Source organism: Bacteroidota bacterium (assembly GCA_016213405.1).
Classification (GTDB): domain Bacteria; phylum Bacteroidota; class Bacteroidia; order Palsa-948; family Palsa-948; genus Palsa-948.
Genome location: JACRAM010000046.1, coordinates 1 through 25,868 on the forward strand (window position 1 = coordinate 1; position 25,868 = coordinate 25,868).

Genomic DNA, 25,868 nt, shown 5'->3' on the forward strand with positions numbered 1-25,868 from the left:
CGTTATCACTTGCTTTTGCCTTCGGCTTCCTCCGCACAATGCCTCGCAACATTGCACTTGCTTTCAGCTAACACTTCGCGTTATCAACGTGTGTTCGGGACTTGCACCCTATAGTAAAAGAACATGGATGGCGCACAAAGAAGAGGCGAGGAAAATTTCCCCGCCCCATGGTTAACCTCACTTGCTTTCTTCATTCAAACTCCACTTCAAAGGAACATTTGCATTCTTATCAGATACTCTAACATAGCCTTGCATTTCCTGATGCAATGCGGAACAGAAATCAGAACAGTAAAATGGAACAACACCTACTTCATCAGGCACCCATTTTAATGTGCGTGTTTCTCCAGGCATCACCAAAAGTTCAGCATTATTATTACCTTTTACTGCGAATCCATGCGGAACATCCCAATCCTGTTCCAAATTTGTAATGTGCCAGTAAACCACATCCCCAAGTTTTATTCCTTCAATATTATCCGGCCCAAAGTGAGAACGGATACAAGTCATATAAATATGCACTTCGTTTCCTTTTCTTTCCACTTTTGTTTCTTGTTCAGATTTTACAGCGAAAGGATTTTTATTGTCTTCGATTTTAAAAATCTTCTGGCTGTTTTTCGTAAGCAAATCAGCAGCGCACGCTTGTGCATAATGCGGCTCGCCAATAGTCGGGAAATCAAGAATCATTTTCATTTTATCCCCTGAAATGTCAATCAGCTGGGCTGACTGGCTAATTTCTGGACCTGTTGGAAGATACCTGTCTTTGGTGATTTTGTTCAAGGCAATCACATATTTTCCATAAGGAGCTTTTGTATCACCCCCCGGCACACATAAATGCCCTATTGAATAATACGTAGGAATTCTGTCAACTACTTCCCAAGTGCCCAATTTCCATTTAACAATTTCTGAAGAAAGGAACATGGAAGTATAGGCATATCCTTTATCGTCAAACTCAGTATGAAGAGGACCTAATCCCGGTTTTTTTACTTCTCCGGCAATTACAGCATCATATTTCAAAATCGGAATTCCATCCGCCTCTCCGTCAAAAGCTTTGGATTCGATTGCCTTTGCCATTTTAGTATAAGAGTAAACAGGAATCATTGCGGCTAATTTTCCTCCGGCTGTAATATATTCTCCGTCAGGGCTAACATCGCATCCGTGAGGTGATTTTGGGCAAGGCATAAAGTATAACATGCCGGGACAATCTTTAGGATCGAGTACTTTTTCAGATTTAATTGTTTCAGATGTAGCTGTCTGAGTACTTTCATCCATTCTGTTATGGCAGTAAGGAGTGTTCATGTCTTTTGCTTTTCCCGCGTTCAGATATTCAATTGCTTTTTGCCAATTCACAGCCAGAACAAAATCTTTGTCATTCTGACTGGCATTTACTTCTAACATAGTGTTGGCTTCTTCGGAATTATAGCAAGTGAAGAAAAACCAGTCTTTTGAAGGACCTTTTCCGCCACGTACTTTATCGTAATCAAAAGGTGGAAGAATAATTTGTACGGCAAGATCTAATTTACCATCGGCAGCACCCACTTTAACTAATGAAAGAACGCCTTTAAAATTTTCTTTGTAAGAAGCTATAGGAACATCTTTTTTATCCCCGATAGGAACACTGAATCGTCCGCCCGCAACTAAATAGTCTGTATTTTCTGTACAGTAGGGCGAAGAGTGGTTCCCTCCGCAGTTTGGAATTTCTATAATTTCAGAAGTAGTAAATGATTTCAAATCCAAACGTGCAATGCGGGGTGTGTTATTCTCATTGATAAAAAGCCAGCGCCCGTCATAATTGCCATCTGTTCTTGATAATTGCGGATGATGTGAATCTCCCCAGGGAACAAATCCATGCGTTGTTTGAAGCATTGGTTTTGTTTCTTCGCTGTAGCCGTAACCGTTTTCCGCATTTTGTGAAAAAACCGGAATCACTTTGAATAATCTTCCGGAAGGTAATCCATAAACTCCTACTTGTCCGCTGAATCCACCTGAAGTAAACAAATAAAGTTCATCATACTTACCGGGCGCCACATATACTTTTCCTGCAGCGTCATCGCCAATAACAGCTGTATTATTTCCTGAATGTTTACATCCAACTACTACTGTGGTGAGTAAAAGAGAAACTACAATTCCTCTTTGTAAGAGTGCTGTTATTTTTGTTGTGTGTTTCATAATTATTGATTATTGATTATTGATTTTGAAATTTAAATTTATTATTGAGATGGCAAAAGGACTTTATCAATTACATAAATGATTCCGTTTGAAGCCGACACGTGTCCGACAATATTAGCATCGTTTACCATCAGCTTTCCATCTTTCTTAGTAATAACTACACTGCCTCCGTTTGCCATTCCAAGTTTTAATCCATCTCTGAACATACTCTCAGAATACATAGAAGTAGTAACATGATATTGAAGAATATTTTGCAGATCGGCTTTCTTCTCCGGTTTTAGAAGTCCATCAACAGTTCCTTTTGGTAATAGATCAAACGCTGCATTAGTTGGAGCGAATACAGTATAAGGACCGCTTTGTGCAAGTACGTCTACTAGTTCTGCTGCCTGAACTGCAGCTACTAAAGTAGTATGGTCTTTTGACCCGATGGCAACCTTTACAATATTAGGTTGAGAAACATCATCCTGCACGCTGGCAGCTCCTCCGCCTGCCGGAGCATTGGTTGCTGGTGTTTCAGAAGCAGTTGCATCTGAAGTATTGTTTTCTTCTTTATTGCCACAGGAGTTCATTCCAAATGAAATAACTACAACTGCAATGCTGGTGAATAAAATGTTTTTTTTCATTGTTATTTTTTTATTTATTGATTTATTTATTATCGTTTGTTCTGAAAAATTCCAATACTTCTCTTGCTTCGTTCTGTGTTAAATTCTGGTTTGCCATTGGTGCAATGTATTTGCCTAACAATTCCATTGCAATAGGATCTTTATGTGTCATTTCTTCGGGATTTAATATCTGATTCATAATCCATTCTGGAGCGCGCCTCTTGGTAACACCTAATAATGCAGGACCAATAACTTTCTTTTCAATAGCATGGCACGCAACACATTTTGCAGCAAAAATTTTGCTGCCGTTATCAGCCATTGCATTATCAACTGCACCTAATGTCAGTGGAGTTGTAATAGGACCGATGCCTATGTCTTTGAGTGTGTCAAAAACTTCTGTGCCCGCAGAAGATGTAGTGCCAGCGGCATTGTTGCTTGAATTATCTGAGGAGCAACTGGTCGAGAAAAATATTATACTGCTTAAAACTGCTGCAGTTAGAATCTGTTTGATGTTTGTTTTTTTCATTTGTATTTTGATTTATTTTTATTTTTTGATTTTCCATCACAAAAGTGAATATATATTACGAACTAATTAATGATTTATCTCAGATATAAATATGATATTAATCATGAATAATTTATTTGCAAATGTATAATAATGACAAAACAAAAGTATTGAGACTGCAAGAATGAGCAATGATGCTAATCAGGAGGAAAAATATTTTTTCGTAGGTTTATTAATTAACGCAAGTTGCTAGTTCGTGCACTATGAAAAATATATCGGGGCTGAAGCCCATTATCTCCTGCTATTCCTGTAACCCCATCCTTAAGGATGGGGTTAATGAGTCACGGAGAGAAAAGGGCTTTAGCCCTGAAACAACTAGCAACTTACGTTAATTAAGATAGCCATGATAAATACCGGAGGGAGGACGTTTTTTGTTTCATCCCGACTTGGTTGGACCCAGTTCAAAACTTAGAGTTCTCCTGTAATTCTTTTTAACTCCTTTGTGTTTGGAATTATTATTTTTTTTCGATCTGTTTTGATTTTTCCTTCCTGTTCAAATTCTGACAGGCATTTTGAAACCTGTTCTTTTGTGGTGCCGGCTATCTCGGCTATTTCCTGTCTTGATAATGATACATCCAGTTCTCCGTTTGCGGAATTGCCGAAAACTTCGTATATATATAGAAGAGAATTAGCAATTTTTTCTCTCACATTCATAAGGGAAAGATTTTTCATTCTCAGTTCTGACTTTCTCAGTTCATCCGTAACGAGCATCAGCATTTCTAATGTCAGGTTGGGATTTGCTTTCAGCACATCTAAAAATAATTCTCTGTCTATGGAGCAAATGCAGGAATCCTCTATGGCATATACGGAAGAAGGAAAAGTATAGGTTCCTCCCATCCCTCTGAATCCGAGGACGTCTCCGGTTTTTGCCAATTGTTGTATTTGTTGTTTCCCTAACATTCCGCCTGCTATGGCCTTTGCTTTTCCATGATAAATAAAATAGAGGGAGTTCATCACCATTCCCTCATAAATGATGGCTTGGCCTTTTTTGCACATGAAATAGTTTTTTCGTTCATTTATTAAGGTAAGCCATTCCTTGCTGCAGTGTTTCAGGATGGAACAATCTTTGCAATGGCAATAAAAACAATCGGGCGGTGTCAATGACATATTTAGATTCTCCTATAAAAACGCGAATATAGTTATTGAAATGTAATTAACGATTGCTATTGTGAAATTGGAGATGGTGTAGAAAAAGCCCAAGCCCCTTAAATGCCCCGAAGGAGTTTAGTTTATGCTAAAAAGGTTTAGTTTGGTGAAAACAGGGGATAAATTACTGCCAATTTTACATTACTGTTCGGATGGATTGGTCCGATGACTCAGAAGAGGACGAGTATCGGACTCCTTCGGAGCTGAAAAAAAACATGAACGACAAGACCTAGCTTTAACGATGCACTATTTATTTTATTTTACGCTATCACAATCTGCAAACGATTTGTCCAGGGTGAATCGAATGCGGAATTTGTTTTGCTCCTCCAGCGCACATAGCAGTAAAACGTTTTGCCGAGGTTTGCCATTCCCAACTTGATTTTAAAATGCGATTTGCTGGAGAGGTCCTCTTTATAACCGGTCACATCCGGGTCGTTGGGAACGGATTCGGTTTTGTCAAGCGCCCATGAGCGCACTTCCAACAGGTACCCTTTGATCATGCTGGAACGGGTTTGGTCTTCATCCCTTCGGCAGCGAAAAGCAATTACGCTTCCGCCAGCATTTTTCAATGCAACCACTGGCGCGTCTGTTCCATGCACGGGAGTTGGTTCGGTATCGGGCACGGTGAGTTTGAGCGCGCGTTTTATTTCATCATCGGCTTTGCGGTTTTTGTGAATGTATTCTCCGGCAACAGAACGCAGCAGCGCTTCATAATTTTTTCTTGTCTTTTGTTTTGCTTTGGCTTCGCTGCTTCTGCGGTCGGCTTCTTTTCCTCCGCGGGCATAATCTTTATCCCACTTTTTCTGCATCTCTGTAAGTTCTTTGTAGCGGTCTTCCGGAATGCCTAATAATTTATAAAGCGAGGGCTCTCCCATCCAGCCGGAAGAAAGATGCGTTACATAATTCTTCTGCCATTCGTCAAAGTCGCCATCGGGACCCGGGATGTAATCCTGCTCTATTCTGGCTACAAGAATGATAGGTAAAATAATAATTCGGGCGTTTTTTGCTTTCCCATTCATTTGGTGGTGTTCCACCAGCGCTTGGTGGCAACCCACGAACGTTTCGTGGGAGTCCACCTGCCTTTGGTGGGAACCCGCCAAGCCTTTGTGGTATTCCGCCAATGTTTGGCGGGTATCCACCACTCGCTTGTGGCAATCAACCAGACCTTTGTGGATACCCACGAATCCTTCGTGGGTACCAGTTAAGGATTTGTTCTTTTGATTTTGATTTTTGTTTTTCATCTGTATATATTTTTTAATTGTTTCTATTTTTTATTTTGATGCGTTATAGTTTGTTTCATTATCTAATACAAAGTTACAGTGCATTCCCGCTCCCTCCAAACAAACACCGTAGTATTTATAGTACTTCGCCCGTAGTATTTTTTGTACTGCGAAATGGAAAAATGAAGCGGAATACTATTTGCAGGGTTCACCCCGTTGGATAATCACATTGATAGTTGTGGTAATAATCCTACGAAAATATCCTACGGGGTAAAGCGTTATACTTTTATGGCTGACGAAAAACCGGAAATAACCAAAGCATTCGCCCTGCTGATTCTTGCGGGCTACCGGTTAACCATGAGGGAAACGGAAATATTTATTTTACTTTCGCGCGGGAAAAGAAACAAAGAGATTGCCTCTATGCTTTTTATTGATTACAAAACCGCACGCACCCACCGCGCCCGCATTTGCAAAAAACTTAACGCGCACAGCAAACATGCATTAACAGAAATTGCGAGAAGGCTGGGGTTGGTGTGAAAAACTGAAACTAAAACTTATAAAATATGAAACACATTAAATTATCTCCGAAAGAATCCTTTGAAGAAGGAGTATTCATCAACCGCTGGGCAATTGTTATCAGGTATAAAAAACCTTTTATACGCTGGGATAAAAAACATTACCCGTGGAAAGACGACCCCCAATTCACCGTGACCAAAGTCAAACCCAAAATTTTTCTTTTGCCGGATGAATGGAAAGGACATGGATCCCAACAGCCAAGACCTCAAGCGGCATGGAACTACAGATTGAAGATGCAGGAGAAAATCCTCAAAAGATTTTACAAAGTTTTGTTTGAAGATGAACTCATGCAATGGTGTGAAGACAAAAAGAAATGGCCAAAAAACCGTACCTATAAATTATTCCGCAAGTGGATTGATGTTTTGTTTGTGGACTATGTAACCGATATGGGAGCGGGAGAGATAATTAAGTATTGATGAGAAAAGAAATGGCACGAAGTGCAACTTCGCGCGTACTGGGGAAAATAATTTTAGATGTATTTCGTTTAACTTTTATTACATCATGAATCCAGCAAAATTTTTATTAGCAATTATCTTATTGGCAAATTCCTTCCTTTCCTTTGGACAAGAAAAACAAACAAAACAATCAAAAAGAATCATTATTAGTGACATTTTTGTACAAGCAGGTTTTATTAACAGAACGCCCACATTTGGAACTTTAAATGACTTTAAATTGCTTGCACCACAATCTGTTTTATTAAATAATGATTTCTCAGAATATTCTAAAACATTTGGTTGGAGCTTGAAAAAATTGTATTCAATATCGACAGGAATAAAATTCCGAAACAAAGAAAAAGGAGTTTATAAATCAAATCCAATACTGCGGCTTGGAGTTAGTTATTTTTCAGGTTCAATTTTATCAGGAGGGATGTATAAATTTGAGAGAAAGCCATGCGACACTGTATACTCTACTCAAACATGGCAAACAATTTATATTGATTCAGTAACATGGAGAAGTTATAAAATGAATTATATATCAGACCAAATTAGATTTGATGGCTCTTTCATTTTCCATTCAAACATTCAAACAAGATTTTCTTTATTTACAGGTTTAGGAATTACAGCAGGTTTATCTATTAATACATTCACTGATATTTATTACGATAAAAGTGACAGAACAGAAGATAGAGGAGGATCAACGAGATATTACTCTTCCAGTATGGATATATCAGAGAAATTTGTAAATAAAAATAATTTAGGTTTTTCAGTATACATACCTGTTGGCATTGATTTTAGAATTGGCAAGAAGAATGCTTTTTGGAAACAAATACATTTATTTTATGAATTAAAACCTGGTATAAACATGACTTCAATACCAGAACTAAGGGATATTACTAATGCAAATTTTCAGCATGGAGTTGGGCTAAGAGTTTCATGGAGTAATTAAACTACTTACAAATCCTCTTCAATATCATTCATCTTGGAGCCGCGGATGATGCTGTTGCCGCTGCCTAAATCATCTTCTGAAAAGGCGATGGTGGATGAGGGCTCTACAAACTTTGCGAACTGGCTGATGAACATGAGGTTTTCAGAACCCACGCGCCCGTTACGATGTTTTGCAATAATAATTTCGGCAACGCCTTCGGTGGAAGTTCCGTTTTCATCCACCGTGATGCCTGCCATATCAGCGCGGTAAATGAACATTACAAGGTCGGCATCCTGCTCAATGGCGCCTGATTCGCGTAAGTCTGAAAGTTGCGGGCGCTTGCTTCCGCCACGCTGTTCTACGGCACGGCTCATTTGTGAAAGCGCTATAATAGGGATGTTCAACTCTTTGGCAATGGCTTTGAGTGAACGTGAAATGTTGCTCACTTCCTGCTCGCGGGAAAATTTTCCTTCCTGACCTGAAACCATCAACTGCAGATAATCCACCACAAGCAAGGCAATATTATGCTGCGCTTTCAGCCGTCTTGCTTTGGCGCGGAATTCAAAGATGGACAGCGCGGGAGTATCGTCAATGAAAATAGGGGCTTGCGTGAGCTTGCCGATTTTTGCATTGAGCTGGTGAAATTCATGATCGAGCAATTCACCTTTTCTCAATTTATCAGCGGGTAGTTCTGTTTCAGCGGCAATGAGGCGGCTCACTAACTGAATGGAGGTCATCTCGAGAGAAAAAATGGCAACGGGTTTTTGGTGATCAACTGCTGCGTTACGCGCAATACTTCCTACGAAAGCGGACTTACCTGTACCCGGGCGTGCTGCGAGAATAATCAAATCGGACTTTTGCCAGCCGCCAGTGATGGCATCTAATCGGGTGAAACCGCTTGGCACTCCGCCAAATTTCTGGTCGCGCGCGGCTTCAATCTGCTGAATGGTTTGCCCGAGAAGCGGGCGGATATGTTCAAAGTCCTTTCGGATATTTGTCTGGCTGATGGAAAATAAATTCTGCTCGGCTTTGTTCAGCAATTCAAACACATCGGAAGTGTCTTCATACGCGTGCTGAAGCGTGTCTGTAGAAATGCGAATGAGTTCGCGCTGAAGAAATTTTTCCAGCACAATGCGCGCGTGCATTTCCACATTAGCGGCAGAAGCGACACGATTGGTTAACTGGGTAATATAATATGCACCTCCCGCAATTTCGAGTTCTCCTGATTTTTTCAACTCCTGAGTGACGGTGAGAATATCTACGGGCTCAGATTTAGCAAACAAACTTTGTATGGCAGAAAATATATGCTTGTGCGCATCTTTGTAAAACGCTTCGGGTTTTAAAATGTCAATGACGTTGGAAAGCGCGTCTTTGTCAAGCATGAGCGCGCCCAGCACGGCTTCTTCCAGGTCAACCGCCTGTGGTGGAAGCTTTCCGAGTTCGAGCAGTTGTGCAGGAGTGATAGTGGTTTTAGTTCTTTTGCGGGTGTCTTTTGAGTACGAGTCCATAGGAGAATTACGAATTACAAATTACGAATACTGTTTATTTAGTGCAAAGATAAATAAATCGTTTCTGCTTACCTAAGAAGATTCTAACATCAACTAACACGAACTAAACATCATAATATTTTAATGCGGGAAGACTAAACTGCTTATGTTTGCTATGATAATTTAATCTACCCCATCATGAAAGGAAAATTTTTCAACACAGTTGTTTTATTCATTTTTATTTATATAAGCACAACCAAACAACAGATTCAGACAGATAAATTCAGATTCAGACGGATGTATTATCTGTTTGCATTCGTGTTTTTATCCGTTTGCATCTCTGCCTTTTCCCAAAACAAAACCATTCTTCAGGGAAAGGTAAAGAAAAGTGATGGCTCTCCGCTGAAAAGCTCAGCCGTGATGCTGATTCAATACAATCCGTCCACAAAAACGTATTCTGTGGTTGATTCTTCCTACACAGATGCAGAAGGCAACTATAAATTTGATGCCTCGCAGCAATATTTCATCCTCGCGAAACCTGATGAGTCGATGGTAAATGATTTCCCGACTTACTATGGAAATTCATTGTTCTCGCAGAAGGCAACTCCTGTTTCTCTGAATTATGGAGATGTTATAACTGCGGATTTCGCTACTACGAAAAAATCATTCAGCAATTCGGGTGTCGCCTCCATAGGCGGAACAATTTCATTTGGAAAAAATATTGGAGAGGCTGCGAAAGTTACCGTGTTCCTTGCTGATAAAGATAAAAATCCAATCGCTGTTACTTCAACCAATGCTTCAGGAAAATTTGAATTCAAGAATCTCGCCATGGGAGATTACTCGGTGTGGGTTGATTTCAAAGGCATAGACAACACGACTGCCGATGTAATTAACCTGAACGTTCTTAATCCCGCGAAAATTAATTTTCATTTTCAAATTGACGGAGAAGGAATGGACTGTGTTGAGAACAGCTATACCAGCATTAAAGACGCACTGTCAAATAAAGAAAACGTTTACTCTCTGAACCTGAATTCTCTTCAGCATGATGTGGCGGATAAAAGTTTGATCATTGCGCCAGATGAAAGCAAAATGCTCAGTTTGCAAATCGGAGAGTTTCCGAATCTTGAATCTCTTTCTATAGATATTAATATGATAAATTTTCTTCCTGCTGACATCGGCAAACTCAGCAAACTAACCACGCTGAGTGCGAACCTGAACAAATTCAGCGCGCTTCCAGCGGAAATGTCTAATCTGAAAAATCTCAAAACACTTAATCTCGGGAAAAATAATTTCAATAAGTTTCCGGATGTGATTATTGGTTATTCTTCTCTTGAAATATTGAACTTTGAAAACAATCCCATTACAACACTTCCGCCTGCAATTAATGCGTTGAAAAATCTGAAGGAACTTAATCTCTCCAGTTGCTTTGATTTACTCGCGCTTCCTGCTCAAATCGGTGAACTCACAAATCTTCAGGAACTGAATTTATCCAACTGTGTAAAATTAAAATCGCTACCGAAGGAACTTAATAATCTGAAAAATCTGAAAGTGCTGGATATTCAGGGAACAAAACTTTCGGTGAGTTCCTTTAAGAAAGCGGTGCCCGGGTGTGAAGTGAGGGTGACGAAGAAATAAGAACCAAAGTTCCAAATTCCAAGTCCCAAGGATACAGCCGTTCTTGATTTCTTGGGATTTGGGGTTTGATGCTTGGGGCTTGGGATTTACTCTCTTTACTGATCTACTCCTGGTTTGGTAGCGAAAAATGCCATGCCTGCGCCCATCGCAACACCTGCAACAAGAGATGGAACCCATTCTTTAGTAGACGCTCCTATAACAATTCCGAGTCCCAGACCGATTACTGCCCAGTAGATCATGAGGGATACGTCTCTTTTGTGTTCTTTTTGATTTTCCATAAAATAAATATCTGTGTTACGAATGTAATAATTACAAGGTGATGTTCTGAAGTATCTTTTAAAATATTTTAATGAGTTATTTATCCACAACCAAAAATTTTCCCTGTGCAATAAGAAAATCATTTTCAAAAAGCTGAAAAAGAAAAATACCGGGCACTAGATTTTCTCCTGATATATTGATTTTCTTCCCGGAAATATTTTTCATGCTTTCAATTTCTCTTCCAAAAACATCAACAATTTTTATTTCAGCATTGTACAAGTTATGATTTACTGCAAGCGTTGCCTGTTTGTTAAACGGATTAGGAAAAACATTCCACAAAACAGAAGAAAGTTCAGGGGCTTGCACCGAAGAAACGGGTTTACAAATTTTCAAGCTGTCAATCAAACTGTCGGCAGTATTCCGGAATTCAAAAACAATACAGGAGTCGGATGCAACAACTTTTACAGCGCCATGGCGTGCATTGTATTGTTTCACGCTTTGTGGGAGCGGTGTCTGCAACGCATAAAGTGGCCTTCCTCCCGTTCCATTTACAAAATATGGAAAATTGTTCACCATCAATCTTTCGTAAATATGGTCATGCCCGCCAAAAACCGCTGTCGCTCCCCATTGCTGAAATGGCCATTGCATCCAGGCAGAACTACCGTGTGTGCCTCCAGAAGAATAAGCTGCGTGATGAAAATAAACTATGTTCCATGTCGAAACGGAAGAAGATAATTTTCCATTCAGCCAACCTGCTTGGAAAGAATTTGCAAAAGTCCCATCCGGTTCGTGTCCAACTCCGCTATCGCTGTTCAGGGCGAATAAATGAATATTTCCCCATGTAAAATCATAATACCGTTCGTTGTTCGGAAGCACGAAATAATCGTAATAGGGTTGGCCATTTGCTGTTACCAGATCATGATTACCAAGTGAAGGGAAAAAACGATTGATGGTTGTTGTATCGGTGGAATCGCCATAAATTCCATTGTAAGGAAAAATATATTGATGATAGTAAAAACCGATGTTAGTGTCTATCGTATTATAATCGCCACTGAGATAATTATTATCTCCGCAAGTGATGATAAACTCAGGATGCCAGCTCTTCACCAATTGTGCAACGCTGTCTTCCGGCAAACCCGCATCCCCATAATCTCCTATGATTGCAAAAACCTGAGCAGAAACCTGAGAAACGGAAAATGTAAACAGAAAAGCGGTTACAAAGAGATATGATTTTGCAAGAGAAGAATATTTCATGTATAATTATATTTCTTTCGCTCCTAAAAAGAGAATAGGATTTTCAAGTAATGCCTTTAGCGTTTGCAAAAAATCTGCTCCGGTTGCGCCATCCACCATACGGTGGTCGCAGGATAAAGTCAGTTTCATCGTAACACCCGGAACAATTTTCCCATCCTTCACCACAGGAATTTCTTTTATTCCTCCTACAGCAAGAATACAGGCATCGGGAGGATTGATGATAGCGGTAAACTCTTCAATGCCGAACATCCCCAGATTTGAAATCGTAAATGTGTTTCCTTCCCAGTCTTTCGGCTGAAGTTTTTTCTCTTTTGCCTTCTGTGCGAAATTTTTTACTTCGTCAGCGATTTGAGAAAGAGTTTTTCCATCTGCAAATTTTACGACAGGAACAATTAATCCTTCTTCCACCGCCACAGCAACTCCTATATGAATGTGATTGTTATAGCGGATTACATCTCCGAGCCACGAAGCATTTACTTTCGGATGTTCGCGAAGCGCGGCGGCTGCAGCTTTAATGATCAAATCGTTGTAAGAAATTTTTGTAGATGAAACCGCGTTAATGGTCTCGCGCATTTTCACCAGCTCTTCCACGTTTATTTCCATCGTGAGATAGAAATGCGGTGAAGTGGATTTGCTTTCGCTCAAACGTTTGGCAAGCGTCTTGCGCATTTGCGAAACGGGTTCATCAGTGTAAGATTCTTTGGCCTCCCCCTTGCCCCCTCCATTAGAGGGGGAAATTGCGGAATAGTGAAGATAACTTTCAATATCTTTTTTTATAACTCGCCCTTCATCACCGCTACCACCAATAAGAGAAAGCCGGATATTCTTTTCCTTCGCAAGTTTCTTCGCAAGAGGTGAAGCTTTAATCATTGAATCAGAAATGGTAGAAGTAGCGCGCTCAACAGGCTGAGCAGCTATTTGTTCAACCTTTTTTTCTTTCTCCACAGGTGAAGTCGTGGGCTTTTCTTTTTTTGTTTCTTGTTTACTGTCTACTGTTGACTGTTTACTTGGTTGTTTTTTCTTTTCTTCATCAAGAATCTTAGCAACATCTTCTCCCTCCTTTCCGATAATCGCAAGAATGGAATCAACAGGCGCTGATTTTTTATCGGGAGTTCCGATGTAAAGCAACGTGCCGTCATAAAAACTTTCAAACTCCATAGTGGCTTTGTCAGAATCTATCTCAGCAAGGATTTCTCCCGACTTTATTTTGTCTCCTACTTTCTTCAGCCATTTAGACACTGTTCCTTCCGTCATCGTGTCACTGAGTTTTGGCATTCTTACAATTTCGGCCATGTTAATCTTTTATATAAGGGTAATCGGTTTGTGTGTAAACATCTTTGTAAATGTCTTCGGAGTTTGGAAACGGAGATTCTTCAGCAAACTTAACGCTTTCATCCACCAACGCTTTTACTTTCGCCTCCATTTTTTCCACACCAGCATCGTCAATCCATTTATTATTTTTTATTGTTGTAAGGATTTGTTCAATCGGATCTGACTTTTTGTATTCTTCCACTTCTTCTTTCGAACGATACGTTCCGGGGTCAGACATAGAATGACCACGGTAACGATACGTTTTTATTTCAAGCAGTGTTGGACCATTTCCTTGTCTAGCGCGCGCTGCCGCTTCCGCAACTGCATCGTGAACGGATTCACATTTCATTCCATCCACCTGAAACGAAGGCATCTCATAAGCATGCCCAAGTTTGAATAAATCATGAACGTTGGAAGTTCTTTCTACAGAAGTTCCCATCGCGTAATTATTATTTTCGATAATAAATATAACCGGAAGTTTCCATGTCATCGCCATGTTGAACGCTTCATGCAATGCTCCTTGCCGGACAGCTCCATCTCCCATCAAACAAAGAGTTACATTAAGATTGCCGTTGTATTTATCCGCAAAAGCAATTCCGGCACCCAGTGGAATTTGCGCACCAACAATTCCGTGTCCGCCAAAAAAATTATGCTCTTTGGAAAACATGTGCATGGAACCACCTTTGCCTTTTGAAACTCCTGTTGACTTGCCGAAAAGTTCAGCCATCACAAATTTAGGATGGACTCCTCGAACAATAGGATGAGCGTGGTCACGGTAAGCTGAAATAATTTTATCCGTTTTCCTGATTGCGGTTTCTCCACCAACAGCTATTGCTTCCTGTCCTATATATAAATGGCAAAACCCACGAATCTTCTGTTGGATGTACAACTGACCCGCGCGCTCTTCAAATCTGCGCATCAAAAGCATGTTCTCGTACCACCAGAAATAAGTTTCTTTCGGGAATTTGGTTGAAGAAGATTTTTTCTCGGCAATTTGCGGCATGGGGGAAATAGGAAAAGTAAATTTAAGCTTTTTTCAGTTCTTTACTGCTAAAAGCCAAGGGCAATAAATTACGGATGCCATCGCAAACATAAATTTTCTTTTCATTCAATTTCATAATAATCCGTATAGGAAATTTTTGTTTTGCTTCATACTCAACCATCGCCTGCCTGCACGCACCGCAGGGAACATTGGTGATTGCGATGGATTTTATAATTGCGTTTGGATTTTGAGCGGAAGCATAAAACAACGCCACCCGCTCCGCACAAAGCCCGGATGGATAAGCGGCATTCTCCTGATTGTTGCCGGAAATTATTTTCCCGTTTGCTAAAAGCACAGCAGAGCCAACTTTGAATTTTGAATACGGTGCGTAAGCGGACTGAGCAGACTTTCTCGCTAGTGACAAAAGATTTTTATCTGAAGAAGAAAGTTCTTTCTCAGAAGATTCAAAAATAGTGGAGGAGAGTTTTAGTTTTTTCATTTTACGAATAACAAAATAATTGCGAATATACAAATAACAAAACTTGGTTTTGTTTTAGTATTTTTGTTCTGATGAAAAGGATGCTACTTCTCACTTCTTACTTCTCATTTTTCACTTTTTTTTGCTTTTCCCAAAACGCGGGCGATAAAATTTTTAACTCCTCTTCTATTCACACCATCAACATTATTCTTACTCAGCCAAACTGGTGGGATTCACTAACCTATTATTATAATGACGGTGCCACGCAATATATGATTGCGTCAGTAACGTTTGACAGTTTGCAGCTTGATTCGGTGGGTATTCGGCTGAAAGGGAATTCAAGTTACGGTCATGATGGCACAAAGAAACCTATCAAACTTGACCTGGACAGATTTATTTCCACTCAGGAAATTGACGGAATGAGCAAAATCAATCTCAACAATGGTTTTCTTGACCCTTCAATGATGCGTGAAAAACTTTTTCTCGATTTCATTAACAAGGAAGGATTGCCCTCCCCACGATGCACCTACGCGCGGGTTTCTTACAATGGAAAGTATTGCGGTCTTTATAAAATCGTGGAGCAGGTGGATAAAACTTTTTTGAAAACACATTTTGGAAACAAGGACGGAAATCTTTTCAAAGGCGACCCGAACGGAACGCTTGAGCAGAAAGGAACTGATCCGAATGCCTATTATAAGGATTACGAACTCAAAACAAATAATTCCGTGAACAACTGGAGCGATCTAGTGAACTTCATTCAAGTTGTAAATTCTGATCAATCTGTTTTTTCTTCGCAGATAAAAAATTTGTTCGATGCTTCATCTTATCTCAAAGCCTGGGCAGCCAACAATCTTTTTGTAAACCTTGACGCTTATTATTATTACGCGCATAATTATTATTTATATCACAACACAGCAACGAGCCAGTTTGACTGGATCACCTGGGATGTGAGCGTGGTGTTCGGGGTTTTTCCGCTCTGGTCAGAAAACAAAGTGGTGAACCTTGACTTGCTGTATGTTCCACAAAATGCCAGCACCCGCCCTCTTAGCAAAAATTTTATGGACAACAATGATTTCCGCTTTGAATATCTTTCGGATGTATGCAACTACATTTACAATGATTTCACTCCTGCAAATCTTTTTCCGAAAATTGACAGCATTGCCGGCAGAATCCGCAACGACATTTATGCCGAGCCCGATTCCAATCAGGCATACACTGAAGAAGAGTTTGAGCAGAATATCAATTACGGAACCGTTTCAAGCGGAATTTTCTGGGGAGATGTTCCCGGTCTGAAACAATTTATTATCAACCGAAGGCAGGAAGCCATCGTGCAACTTTGTGAAAAAGGATGGAGTTGCGCGTCTAATTCATTGAGCGGTGACGGAGCGATTGTAATTTATCCGAACCCGACTTTTGTGGATATCACACTGCGCTTTGATCTGGTAGAAGATGACGCGCCCATCACCTATTCCATTCTTGACCTGAGCGGAAAAGAAATGTTGTCCGAAACGGTTATACTTCCACGTGGAATTTATTTGCACACGCTCAACATTGAAAAACTTGCCGCTGGAGTTTACATCCTGAAAATAGCCAACAGCTGCAAAAAGTTCAATAAGAAACTTGTCGTTATCAAATAAGCAGGAAAACCTTTCCCAAAACCAACATTTGCTGGTTAATAAGTTCAACTGTTTCATACTAAATTTAGTCCGTATTCCTGTTAAGTTTGTACTTTAATTCTAATCCAACTATCATGAACTGTCCAGTTTGCAACACTACCGAATTAAGCGAAGACACCACAGCGTGTCCGCAATGCAATTCCGACCTTGAAGTTTTTCGCCTCATCGTTGACGCCAGCGAGCAAAGGCAGAAACAAAAGAAAATCATTTCCGCTCTCAGCGTGTTTGCGGCAGTTACTGCCATCGGCTGGGCATCAGTGGGAATATTTTCAGGCAAAACTCCTGACCCAGTAGAGCTGTCACCCGTAATAACCGTTCAGAATGAAGTGCGTACAACTGAAGATTCTGCGTTGATAGCGATGCTTACCAAAGAAAATGGAGAACTTAAATCTGAGAACACTTCTCTCACTGCAAAAATAAATATGGTGAAAGAAAAATCTGCTGCAAAAACTTCTGCTCCTGCTGTGACTGCATCAACAGAAGGCGGCACTATCATCCACACCGTAAAAAATGGCGATACCTTCTGGATCATCGCGAGGAAATATTTTCATGATGGAAGAAAGTATAAGCAGATTGCGAAAGACAACGGCTTGACAGTTAAATCAAAACTTCATAAAGGACAAAAATTGAAAATCGTTAAGGGCTAACCCCACGATTAACAATTAACGATTAATAATTAATTTTTACAACCATGGCAGAAAAAAATAACCCAATGGAAGCGATCCTGCAAAAGACGCTTGTATCGTTCACCGAAATCGTTTCATTGAAAAAAGAAATAGTTTCGCTCAATAACAATATCGTTTTGCTGGAGAAGAATGTCTCTCTGAAGAACGATGAGATTATTTCATTGGAATCCGATTGCGCCAATCTGCAGTCAGAAATTGATTCTAATAAAACAGAAATCATTTCTCTGAAAGGGAATATTGATGGACTTGAAAATGAAGTTTCCGCAAAGAACAAAGAAATTTCCCTGCTGAAAGAAAACATTTCTTCGCTGAACAAGGAACGCAACTCTCTAAAGACAGATATTGATTTAGGCAAAAAACAAATTGAATCACTCAAGGAAGTTATCAGCAAGAAGGAACAATCCATACAGGAACTCACAAAGGAAAATTCTACTTTGAAAAATAAAATTTCTGAACTTCAATCACTAGAAGGAAATTACAAAAACAGCATTGACGCGGAAAAAAAGCAACTTGCTTCTCTGACAGAAACAAGCAAAGCGCAGGGGCTGTCTATCCAGAAAGTCACAGCGGAAAATTCTTCGTTGGAGAAAAAAATTGCTGACCTTAAGGCATCAGAGGCAAAGTTAAAAACCGAGATCGATGTTGAGAAAAAACAAACTGCTGCCCTTGCCGCAACCATCAAACAGCATGAATCATCCGTTCAGAAACTCAATGCCGAAAATTCTACACTGAGGAAAAAAGTCCTTGACGTTGAAGCGGCTGCGGATAAAATAAAATCAGAACTGGCAGAAGCAAAAGACAGTCTTCAGAAAAGCGAAAAAGCAATAAAGAAAACCGAAAACGAAAACGCCCGACTTCATTCTAAATTGGAAAAGTCAAGCGATGAACGTTCTTCTCTGAAAAAAGGACGAGCGGATGTTTTCAAACTGGAATCTGAATCAATACCGGCAGTAGAAAATCCTGCTGAGCCCTCAGAAGGTGAAACACTTTAGTCACTTTGCTCTTGGGCATTCATTTATATTTTATTAAACCAACTATGTTCCCCTTCGGGAACTAGTTTGGTTTATATTTGCTCCTCTATTAATTCACTATGCCAAAAGTAAGAGTAGCCATAAACGGCTTCGGAAGAATCGGCAGAACTTTTTGCCGCGTTGCCAAATCTAAATCCAATATTCAGATTGTCGCTATCAATGATTTAGCCGACAGTAAAACGCTTGCGCATCTTTTCAAATACGATTCCGTTCACAGAGCGTATCAGGGAGAAGTTACTCACGATAAAGATTCTATTTCGATAAATGGAAATAAAATAATAACATTTGCTGAGAAATATCCTGAAAAACTTCCCTGGAAAGATTTAAATGTTGATGTAGTGATTGAATCCACCGGACATTTTCTTGATAAAGAAAGCGCAGGAAAACATTTGAAAGCAGGAGCAAAAAAAGTGATCATCTCCGCTCCTGCAAACGACAATGTGAAAAGTGTGGTGCTTGGAATCAATGACAGCATTCTTTCGAAAGATGATAAAATAATCTCCAACGCATCCTGCACCACCAACTGTGCAGCACCGATGATAAAAGTGCTGGACGAAAACTGGGGAATTGAAGATGCTTACATTTCCACCATACATTCTTATACAGGCGACCAGCGTCTGCACGATTCTCCGCACAAGGATTTGCGAAGAGCAAGAGCAGCAGCGCTGAGTATCATTCCCACTTCAACAGGAGCAGCAAAAGCAATTACAAAAATATTTCCTCACCTTGATGGAAAGATTGGCGGTTGCGGAATGCGCGTACCTGTGCCTAACGGTTCGCTCACGGATATTTCCTGCATCCTGAAAAAAGATACAACTGTAAAAGAAATCAACGAAGCGTTTCGAAAAGCATCAGAAAAATCTTTGAAAGGAATTCTTGAGTACACCGAAGAGCCGATTGTTTCTATTGATATTGTCGGCAATCCTTTCTCCTGCGTGTTTGATGCAGAGTTCACTTCTGTGGTGGGAAGAATGGTGAAAGTGATTGGCTGGTATGATAATGAAATGGGCTATTCGAATCGTCTGGCAGAACTAGTGGAAAAAATTTCTTAGCGTTTAACGCTCTTCAAATACATTTCTATTGCCTCTGGAATTTTATTATTGCTTTTTGAATAAATAGAAGCAAACTTTTCAGTATTGGGAAAGTCATTCAGCTTGTAATAACATATCATCAAATTCATTTGCAAATCAACATCATTCGGATAAATTTCATACGCTTTGCTAAGATATGTTATTGCTTCTGAAATTTTTTCTTCATTGAAATAAGAAATAGATATCCACTTAAGTGCCACTAAATTTTTCGGATTTGATAACAAAGATTGAGAAAGAAATTTTCTCGCTTCTTCATTTTTCCCTTTGCTTGCGTGAATCATTCCAAGGTTAGCTGATGCAAATTCATTCTGTGGATTTATTTTCAAAGCATTGCCGTACCACAATATCGCGTTCGTTGTATCGTGAATAAAATTCCAATAAGCATCACCAATGCTCACTGCTGCTTCCACCGAATTAGAATCTATCTCAAGAGTTTTTTTAAACCATACAACCGCTTCCTGAGGGTTGTTTAAGTTCTTCATATACACTTCTGCAATTTTACCTGTGGTTTGTAAATCATCGGGTTTATATTCATAACTTTTTTTGAACGCCTCAATCGCTTCCGTATATTTTTTGTCCTCCAGCAAAAGCTTGCCAAATCCATTGTAGGCAATTACTGATTTTGGCGAGGAAGAAATCGCCTTGTCGTAAAATGTGTACGGATCCGTAAAGGTTCTGCTATGAGAAAAGGTGATTGCAAAAAATAGTATCAGTATTAATGAAAAGCCATATTTCTGGAAATTGGAATGAATATCAATTTGCTTTATGTTGAAAAGCTCCATCATGATGATTGCAATTCCGATGAGTGGTAAATAAAGACGGTGTTCAAATGCAAAGAAATGCGCTTGCGGATTCTGCTGGATGAAAGTGGGAAAAAGAAATACAATGAACCATAGCGCACCAAACAAACTCATTCGTGTAAACCCCGTAGGATTTTGGTTCCTATCCAACGGGGTAAATCTCTTTTTGTAAATCAAAAAGAAAATGATGACAACAAAAACAATCAATCCAACCAGCAACTGAGAATCTTCCCGGGAAGGAATCGGACTTAGGCGATAAGGCAAAAACATTTTTTCAAAATATTCAAATACTAGCGGTCCGTTTACTTTGAATGACTCGAACGCTGACGCAAGAAGGTTTATTTTCGGAGGATGAATGGCGTTCGCTCTGAAAATAAAATAGGCAACTGTTATGATTATCCAGCTGATCGAAGTTGCAACGAGAACTTTCCCATGTTGCTTATTTTTATTGATAAAGAAAATCCAGAATAAACAAAGTGGAATCAGCGCTATAGAGACTTCCTTTGAAAATAATGCACACATCAAAAAAAGAAAATGAAGAATAAAATATTTTGCACTGAATTCTTTTCCATCAAAAAATAATTTGAAAAAGTAAATCGCTGATAAAAGAGAAAACAAAGTTGCCATTTGGTCGCCAATGCCAGCAATCCACGCAACTCCTTGCACGAGAACAGGATGAACAGAATAAATCAGCGCAAAGACAAGTGCAACGGATGAGTGATATTTTAACTCTCTGAAAAATCTGAACAGGACGCAGGAAGTAATAACATGAAAAGACAATCCCATAAAATGATAAATCCATGCCTGCTTGGTTGCGATCGTATTGCAGATTGCATAGATAACATTTTGCAGCGGGCGATAAAATACATCCGTATCCTGCGTAGTATCTCCTAACACCCAGAATACACTATGTTTGAAAAACTGCGGAATATTTGAAAGCTTCAATGTATCGGCTGCCATCAATACAAATCCATGGTCATCAAAATGAACTAAACCAAAAGTAAGAATCTGCGCATAGAGTAAAATGCAGGCAATAAAAATAATTTTGTAAGGATTGAATGGATTGGCTAAAAGCGTTTCAAACCAATTTCGGCTGGCTTGTGATTTCGCCTTGATCTTACTCACGAAAATATTTTAACTCTAAATTATTACCATCGAACACAGCATAGGAAAAATGAGTAATCCATTCGCCAAGATTTATGTAGCGGGATTTCTCCGACAACTTATAATCAATGGGAATGTGCCTATGCCCAAAAATGAAATAATCAAAATATTCTTTCTGTAAGATTTGTTTCGCATACATAACAAGCCATTCTTTTTCTTTATGAAATTTTAAATCTTCAGTAGACATTCGGCTTTTTGTAGACCAAAAATCTCCCAACCATATTCCGAAGTTGGGATGAAGACGGGCGAACAACCACTGGCAGATTTTACTTGCAAAAACAGATTTAATGAATTTATATCCTAAATCCGCAGGACCTAATCCATCACCATGTCCTAAATAAAATTTCCTTCCGTTGATTTCACGCGTGACAGGTTTTCGGTAAATCTTCGCGCCCAATTCTTTTTCCAAATAGCCGAACACCCACATGTCGTGATTGCCGGTGAAGTAGTGAAGTTTTATTCCCGCATCGCTCAACTCTGCAAGTTTACCAAGCAGACGAACGTATCCTTTCGGAACTGCCTTTCCGTATTCAAACCAGAAATCGAAAACATCTCCAAGCAAATAAATTTCTGTTGCGTCTTTCTTTATCGAATCTAGAAATTTTACAATCTTTTTTTCACGCTCTAAACTTTTTTCATAGTCTGGCGCGCCAAGGTGAAAATCGGAAAGAAAATAAATCATGGTGCGAAGATACTAATTAGGGATTTGTCCTTCTGAGCGAAGCGAAGAATCTATTTAACAGACCCTTCGACTACGCTCAGGGTGACAGCCAACAACATCTACAAAGATAAATTTCTCACCATCTCAAACGGATTCAACTTATGAATATTGAATGTGAAGCGAATCATTCGCATAGTGCGTTTGAAAGCATCAGGATCTAGATTGTCAGGAGTTGGATTCTTTAAATCAGAATTATCCGGATTCGTGTAAAATTCACTCTTAATATCCTTAGACATTAACAGAGGAATGTAAACATCTATAATATTTGGTACTAGTGAAATATAAATGCCCGCATCATAAAATATCTGCGGCTGATTAGCCACGCTCGCAAAATCAGCAAAGAGTTTGAACGGAATTTTTCCAGGCAAAGAACATTTGAGATTTAATGCTGCAATCCAATCGTATGTTTGTCCATATGCAGTATAAGTTTTAATTGCACCGTCCGATTCTGAAAATTGCTGTGAAAGAAATCCTGTATTTTCTCTTCTTCCAAGAAAAACATTATCATACATATAATCATGTTCTTCAATTCCTTTTGGACTGAAACCACTCATTCGGAAACGGTAATCGCCATTGCCATTTATTGATTTATCAATAAATTCTCCGCCAAAGAAACGGATGTCGAGTCCCTTTTTCTTCTTTTTGAAAGTTACTTTATAATTTGCAGTAACAGAGTTTTTCACAAACCCTTCTCCTTGCTGAACATCCAACGCAACACTGTAGGGATTTATTTTTCTGCTATTATCAATCGTATAAGTAAAATCATTAATAGCAGCAGACACGCTGTCATAGCGATAAACTGGTGGCTTGAAAGAATAATCGCCAACTGCAATTTCCTTTGTGACATTTACTTGCCGAATATTAATCATCTGCTTAACCGAACTATTCAAATGCTTTTTCTTAATCTCAAATGTAAAATCGGGGGTAATTTTATTGAAGTTGAGATTAGGAAGATCGTAATTACTATAGCAATATCTTTCCGCATTTACTCCAAAACATATCGTCTGAAAAATTTTGTTCGGATGAATGTTGTAATAAACACTTGCTCCACCGGCTAAATCTTTATTCGTAAAGCTGTACATCGGCATAAATACCCATTCTAATTTTTTTTCCGGGAGAAAATTGTTGTACACCGCAGCGCCCAGCATAAATTTATTGTAGTTGTTCCATCCCATCACCGGCATCCAGAACAACTGTGTTTTGTCCGTGTTATGAATTAATCCCATCATCTTTAAATTGAACGGTTCCGTTTTTTTGCAAAGCCCGCGCATTTTATAGTTATTGTTCTGTCGGTTGATGTCGGGCATTTTATTTTCGGCATCAATTTTCACTTTGTCGAAATCAATTGTGTAAACATTCACGCTTTTTGTTCCGCTGAAACCCACAAACCATGTTGTATTTACAATTTTACCATCTTTCATAGCTGAGACGGGAAACGGGGAATTTATTTTTCCATTATTCTTTACTTTCACTTCCCAACAATCTCCGGTAAAGCTGTTGGCGCATTGTGATTTTTTGCAGGAAAGAATTTTGTAATCAATCTGTTTGGTGGTTTTTAGAATATCGTCAAAGAACCAGCTCAGGTTTTTCCCGGAAACTTCTTCATACACTTTTTTGATGTCAGCGGGATAAGGATGTTTGAATTTCCAATCCTCAAAATATTTCTGCGCGCATTTATCATAAAGTTCCGTGCCAAGATACGAACGCAGATACTCAAACAGCACTGCCGTTTTGCCATATACAATTGTTCCGTAATTTACCGTGGTGTATTCGGCTGATGTTAAATCATTCGGCTGATCCATTTTCTTCACCGCATTGAAACGATATCCTAAATCAAAAAGTGTGCGCTCATCAAAGTTCGGAATGCCGAGAATTTTTCCAATGTCCACATTCACTCCAGCAATTTTTGTTGACGCAAATGTTCTTACCGAATCGGCAGGATATTTTTTTTCCATGTATCTTCCTTCGTTGAAAGAATTTATTCCTTCGTCCATCCACGCATGATCACGCTCGTTAGAGCCGAGGATTCCGTAAAACCAATTATGGCCGACTTCATGCGCAATCACCTGGTCTAACGTCATGGCGCTATTCATTTTTCCTATCACTGTGATGTTCGGATATTCCATTCCTCCACCAGCGCTCAGCGCACCATCTACTGCAGTGGCATGATTGTAAGGATACTCTCCATTCCATAAAGAATAATTATATACTGCATCGGCAACATATTTTGCGGATTGTTTCCATAGTTTTCCTTCAGCCCCGGTAAACAATCCCCATGTGGTAACTTTTCTTTTTGAATACGGAAGTTCTACTTCGTCTTTCATTACATAATATCTTTTATCGGCAAACCACGCGAAGTCATGAATTTTTTCCTGATGCAGGTGAAGCGTTTTCCATTCGGAAGAGGAAGGAGGAAAAGTGGTATCGCGCGGAAAAACTTCCATCTCTTTTGCCTGTTCGGCTTTTTTGTTGAGCCAGGCAATTTCTTCGTCACCATCTACATAATCGCCCGTAGCACCCACTACATAATTTTTCGGAACAGTGATGAACACATCAAACTTTCCCCACTCAGAATAAAATTCTCCCTGATTGAGAAATGGAATCGGATGCCATCCATATTTATCATACACCGCAGGCTTGGGATACCACTGTGTGATTTGATATTGCTGACCGATGTGTCCAAGGCGCGAAAAAACTCCTATGGGAATGTGAACATGAAACGGAGTAGTGATGGTGATTTTTCCTCCCGGTTTGAGCGGTTCGTTCAGCATTAATTTAACGATGTCAATGCTTTCTCCGGGTTCTATTTTCACATTCTGTCCGTTCACTTTAAAATCAAGCCCGTCAATCCATCCACGCTCGTCCTGTGAGGCGAAATAAAATTTTCTATTCCCATCAGCGATTAATTGTTTTGCGAGGGGCGTGCTGTTATTTTTGTAAGCGTTGGGCCAGATGTGAAACCAGATAAAAGTCAATTCATCCGAAGAATTGTTGGTGTATTCAATAGTTTCATCGGCAGTGAACTCATTCTTTGTATCATCTAATTTTACATGGATAGTGTAGTTGGATTCCTGTTGGAAATATATTTTCGAATCTTGCGCAATGGCAGATATAAATGAAAATGCCAGAAGGATTGGAAAAGATTTTTTCATTGGGACTTATAATAAGGCAGGCAAATATAAAGGGAAATAAATATGAAGGGCAGAAGAAATATAATGAATCATTAAATATTGTTAAACGCTTTTGCTATATGCTGAATGCGGTCTGACTCAAAAGTTTTTTCCTGAAAATTGCTATTCGCGATTGCAATCATCGTTTTCGCCACATCTTCCGCATGAATAGCTTTGTACTTTATAAATTTTCCGATAAAAACAAAACTCAGCGCCTGCATCAATCCTTTTCCAATCAATTCTCCAAAGCGAAAGTCTTTTCTATCACCAAGCAATATGGAAGGACGAAGAGCAGCAAATTTTTTAAAAGAAAATTTTTGAATCGCTTCTTCCAGTTCTCCCTTCGTTCGTAAAGAACCCTGCGCCAAGAGCGCAGGGCGTTATTATTTTATTTTTCACAATTCAAAAAGTTTCAACTGCTTGACATCATTATGACGACCTTGATTACGAATATAATTCTCAATCGTCTTTTTACTTCCTCGACCGC

The 25,868-nt window shown here is 39.4% G+C and carries 23 protein-coding genes; 8 read left to right on the top strand and 15 right to left on the bottom strand.

Features of this window, described 5'->3' with window-relative positions; genetic code table 11:
- Nucleotides 1–177 precede the first annotated feature (177 nt).
- The 5 genes from nosZ to HY841_04605 all read right to left on the bottom strand — a co-directional run bounded on the left by nosZ (nt 178) and on the right by HY841_04605 (nt 5,717).
- Nucleotides 178–2,163 carry a Sec-dependent nitrous-oxide reductase gene (gene nosZ / locus HY841_04585; protein MBI4930018.1) on the bottom strand — a complete coding sequence of 662 codons (1,986 nt, stop codon included), beginning with the start codon at nt 2,161–2,163 and terminating at the stop codon, nt 178–180.
- A 41-nt stretch (nt 2,164–2,204) separates the two neighbouring features.
- Nucleotides 2,205–2,786: a fasciclin domain-containing protein gene (locus tag HY841_04590; GenBank protein ID MBI4930019.1), complete on the bottom strand. Its 582-nt coding sequence runs from the start codon at nt 2,784–2,786 to the stop codon at nt 2,205–2,207.
- A gap of 22 nt (nt 2,787–2,808) precedes the next feature.
- Entirely contained in the window at nt 2,809–3,291 is a 483-nt protein-coding gene (locus HY841_04595) for a cytochrome c (GenBank protein MBI4930020.1), read from the bottom strand.
- Between the two features lie 447 nt (nt 3,292–3,738).
- Nucleotides 3,739–4,326 carry a Crp/Fnr family transcriptional regulator gene (locus tag HY841_04600; protein MBI4930021.1) on the bottom strand — a complete coding sequence of 196 codons (588 nt, stop codon included), beginning with the start codon at nt 4,324–4,326 and terminating at the stop codon, nt 3,739–3,741.
- Between the two features lie 410 nt (nt 4,327–4,736).
- A complete protein-coding gene (locus HY841_04605) occupies nt 4,737–5,717 on the bottom strand; it encodes a hypothetical protein (protein ID MBI4930022.1) in 981 nt (326 codons plus the stop codon).
- A gap of 267 nt (nt 5,718–5,984) precedes the next feature.
- Here HY841_04605 and HY841_04610 point away from each other — a divergent pair, with 267 nt between their 5' ends.
- From HY841_04610 to HY841_04620, 3 genes are all read left to right on the top strand, one after another.
- A complete protein-coding gene (locus HY841_04610) occupies nt 5,985–6,233 on the top strand; it encodes a response regulator transcription factor (protein ID MBI4930023.1) in 249 nt (82 codons plus the stop codon).
- Between the two features lie 26 nt (nt 6,234–6,259).
- Nucleotides 6,260–6,688 carry a hypothetical protein gene (locus tag HY841_04615; protein MBI4930024.1) on the top strand — a complete coding sequence of 143 codons (429 nt, stop codon included), beginning with the start codon at nt 6,260–6,262 and terminating at the stop codon, nt 6,686–6,688.
- An 85-nt stretch (nt 6,689–6,773) separates the two neighbouring features.
- Nucleotides 6,774–7,658, top strand: coding sequence for a hypothetical protein (locus HY841_04620; GenBank protein MBI4930025.1), 885 nt, complete (start codon nt 6,774–6,776; stop codon nt 7,656–7,658).
- A 5-nt stretch (nt 7,659–7,663) separates the two neighbouring features.
- Here the strand turns inward: HY841_04620 and dnaB are convergent, their stop codons facing one another.
- Entirely contained in the window at nt 7,664–9,145 is a 1,482-nt protein-coding gene (gene dnaB / locus HY841_04625) for a replicative DNA helicase (GenBank protein ID MBI4930026.1), read from the bottom strand.
- Between the two features lie 177 nt (nt 9,146–9,322).
- On the opposite strand from dnaB, the gene HY841_04630 reads away from it, so the two are divergent.
- Entirely contained in the window at nt 9,323–10,759 is a 1,437-nt protein-coding gene (locus tag HY841_04630) for a hypothetical protein (GenBank protein ID MBI4930027.1), read from the top strand.
- Nucleotides 10,760–10,854: 95 nt separating this feature from the next.
- Here HY841_04630 and HY841_04635 read toward each other — a convergent pair whose 3' ends face one another.
- From HY841_04635 to HY841_04655, 5 genes are all read right to left on the bottom strand, one after another.
- Nucleotides 10,855–10,998 (bottom strand): hypothetical protein, encoded by a 144-nt coding sequence (locus HY841_04635; GenBank protein ID MBI4930028.1) that lies wholly within the window; start codon nt 10,996–10,998, stop codon nt 10,855–10,857.
- A gap of 115 nt (nt 10,999–11,113) precedes the next feature.
- The gene (locus HY841_04640; protein ID MBI4930029.1) at nt 11,114–12,271 is read right to left on the bottom strand and encodes a metallophosphoesterase; all 1,158 of its coding nucleotides are present in this window, start codon (nt 12,269–12,271) and stop codon (nt 11,114–11,116) included.
- 6 nt (nt 12,272–12,277) lie between these two features.
- Nucleotides 12,278–13,564, bottom strand: coding sequence for a pyruvate dehydrogenase complex dihydrolipoamide acetyltransferase (locus HY841_04645; GenBank protein ID MBI4930030.1), 1,287 nt, complete (start codon nt 13,562–13,564; stop codon nt 12,278–12,280).
- A gap of 1 nt (nt 13,565) precedes the next feature.
- Nucleotides 13,566–14,585 carry a pyruvate dehydrogenase (acetyl-transferring) E1 component subunit alpha gene (gene pdhA / locus HY841_04650; GenBank protein ID MBI4930031.1) on the bottom strand — a complete coding sequence of 340 codons (1,020 nt, stop codon included), beginning with the start codon at nt 14,583–14,585 and terminating at the stop codon, nt 13,566–13,568.
- A 22-nt stretch (nt 14,586–14,607) separates the two neighbouring features.
- On the bottom strand, nt 14,608–15,063 hold the full coding sequence (locus HY841_04655) for a cytidine deaminase (GenBank protein MBI4930032.1): 456 nt from the start codon (nt 15,061–15,063) through the stop codon (nt 14,608–14,610).
- Nucleotides 15,064–15,134: 71 nt separating this feature from the next.
- On the opposite strand from HY841_04655, the gene HY841_04660 reads away from it, so the two are divergent.
- The 4 genes from HY841_04660 (at nt 15,135) to gap (ending at nt 19,487) form a co-directional block, all read left to right on the top strand.
- A complete protein-coding gene (locus HY841_04660) occupies nt 15,135–16,679 on the top strand; it encodes a CotH kinase family protein (protein MBI4930033.1) in 1,545 nt (514 codons plus the stop codon).
- A 113-nt stretch (nt 16,680–16,792) separates the two neighbouring features.
- Nucleotides 16,793–17,365, top strand: a complete 573-nt coding sequence (locus HY841_04665; protein MBI4930034.1) for a LysM peptidoglycan-binding domain-containing protein — start codon at nt 16,793–16,795, stop codon at nt 17,363–17,365.
- Between the two features lie 44 nt (nt 17,366–17,409).
- Nucleotides 17,410–18,396: a hypothetical protein gene (locus tag HY841_04670; GenBank protein ID MBI4930035.1), complete on the top strand. Its 987-nt coding sequence runs from the start codon at nt 17,410–17,412 to the stop codon at nt 18,394–18,396.
- 98 nt (nt 18,397–18,494) lie between these two features.
- Nucleotides 18,495–19,487, top strand: coding sequence for a type I glyceraldehyde-3-phosphate dehydrogenase (gap, locus tag HY841_04675; GenBank protein MBI4930036.1), 993 nt, complete (start codon nt 18,495–18,497; stop codon nt 19,485–19,487).
- On the opposite strand, the gene HY841_04680 is transcribed toward gap, so the two are convergent.
- The 4 genes from HY841_04680 to HY841_04695 all read right to left on the bottom strand — a co-directional run bounded on the left by HY841_04680 (nt 19,484) and on the right by HY841_04695 (nt 25,749).
- Nucleotides 19,484–21,451 carry a tetratricopeptide repeat protein gene (locus HY841_04680; GenBank protein MBI4930037.1) on the bottom strand — a complete coding sequence of 656 codons (1,968 nt, stop codon included), beginning with the start codon at nt 21,449–21,451 and terminating at the stop codon, nt 19,484–19,486. The genes gap and HY841_04680 overlap by 4 nt on opposite strands.
- On the bottom strand, nt 21,444–22,172 hold the full coding sequence (locus tag HY841_04685) for a UDP-2,3-diacylglucosamine diphosphatase (GenBank protein ID MBI4930038.1): 729 nt from the start codon (nt 22,170–22,172) through the stop codon (nt 21,444–21,446). Before HY841_04685 ends, HY841_04680 begins: the two co-directional genes overlap by 8 nt.
- Nucleotides 22,173–22,270: 98 nt before the next feature.
- Entirely contained in the window at nt 22,271–25,363 is a 3,093-nt protein-coding gene (locus tag HY841_04690) for a M1 family metallopeptidase (protein ID MBI4930039.1), read from the bottom strand.
- Between the two features lie 71 nt (nt 25,364–25,434).
- Nucleotides 25,435–25,749, bottom strand: a complete 315-nt coding sequence (locus HY841_04695) for a hypothetical protein (GenBank protein ID MBI4930040.1) — start codon at nt 25,747–25,749, stop codon at nt 25,435–25,437.
- Between the last annotated feature and the right edge of the window lie 119 nt (nt 25,750–25,868).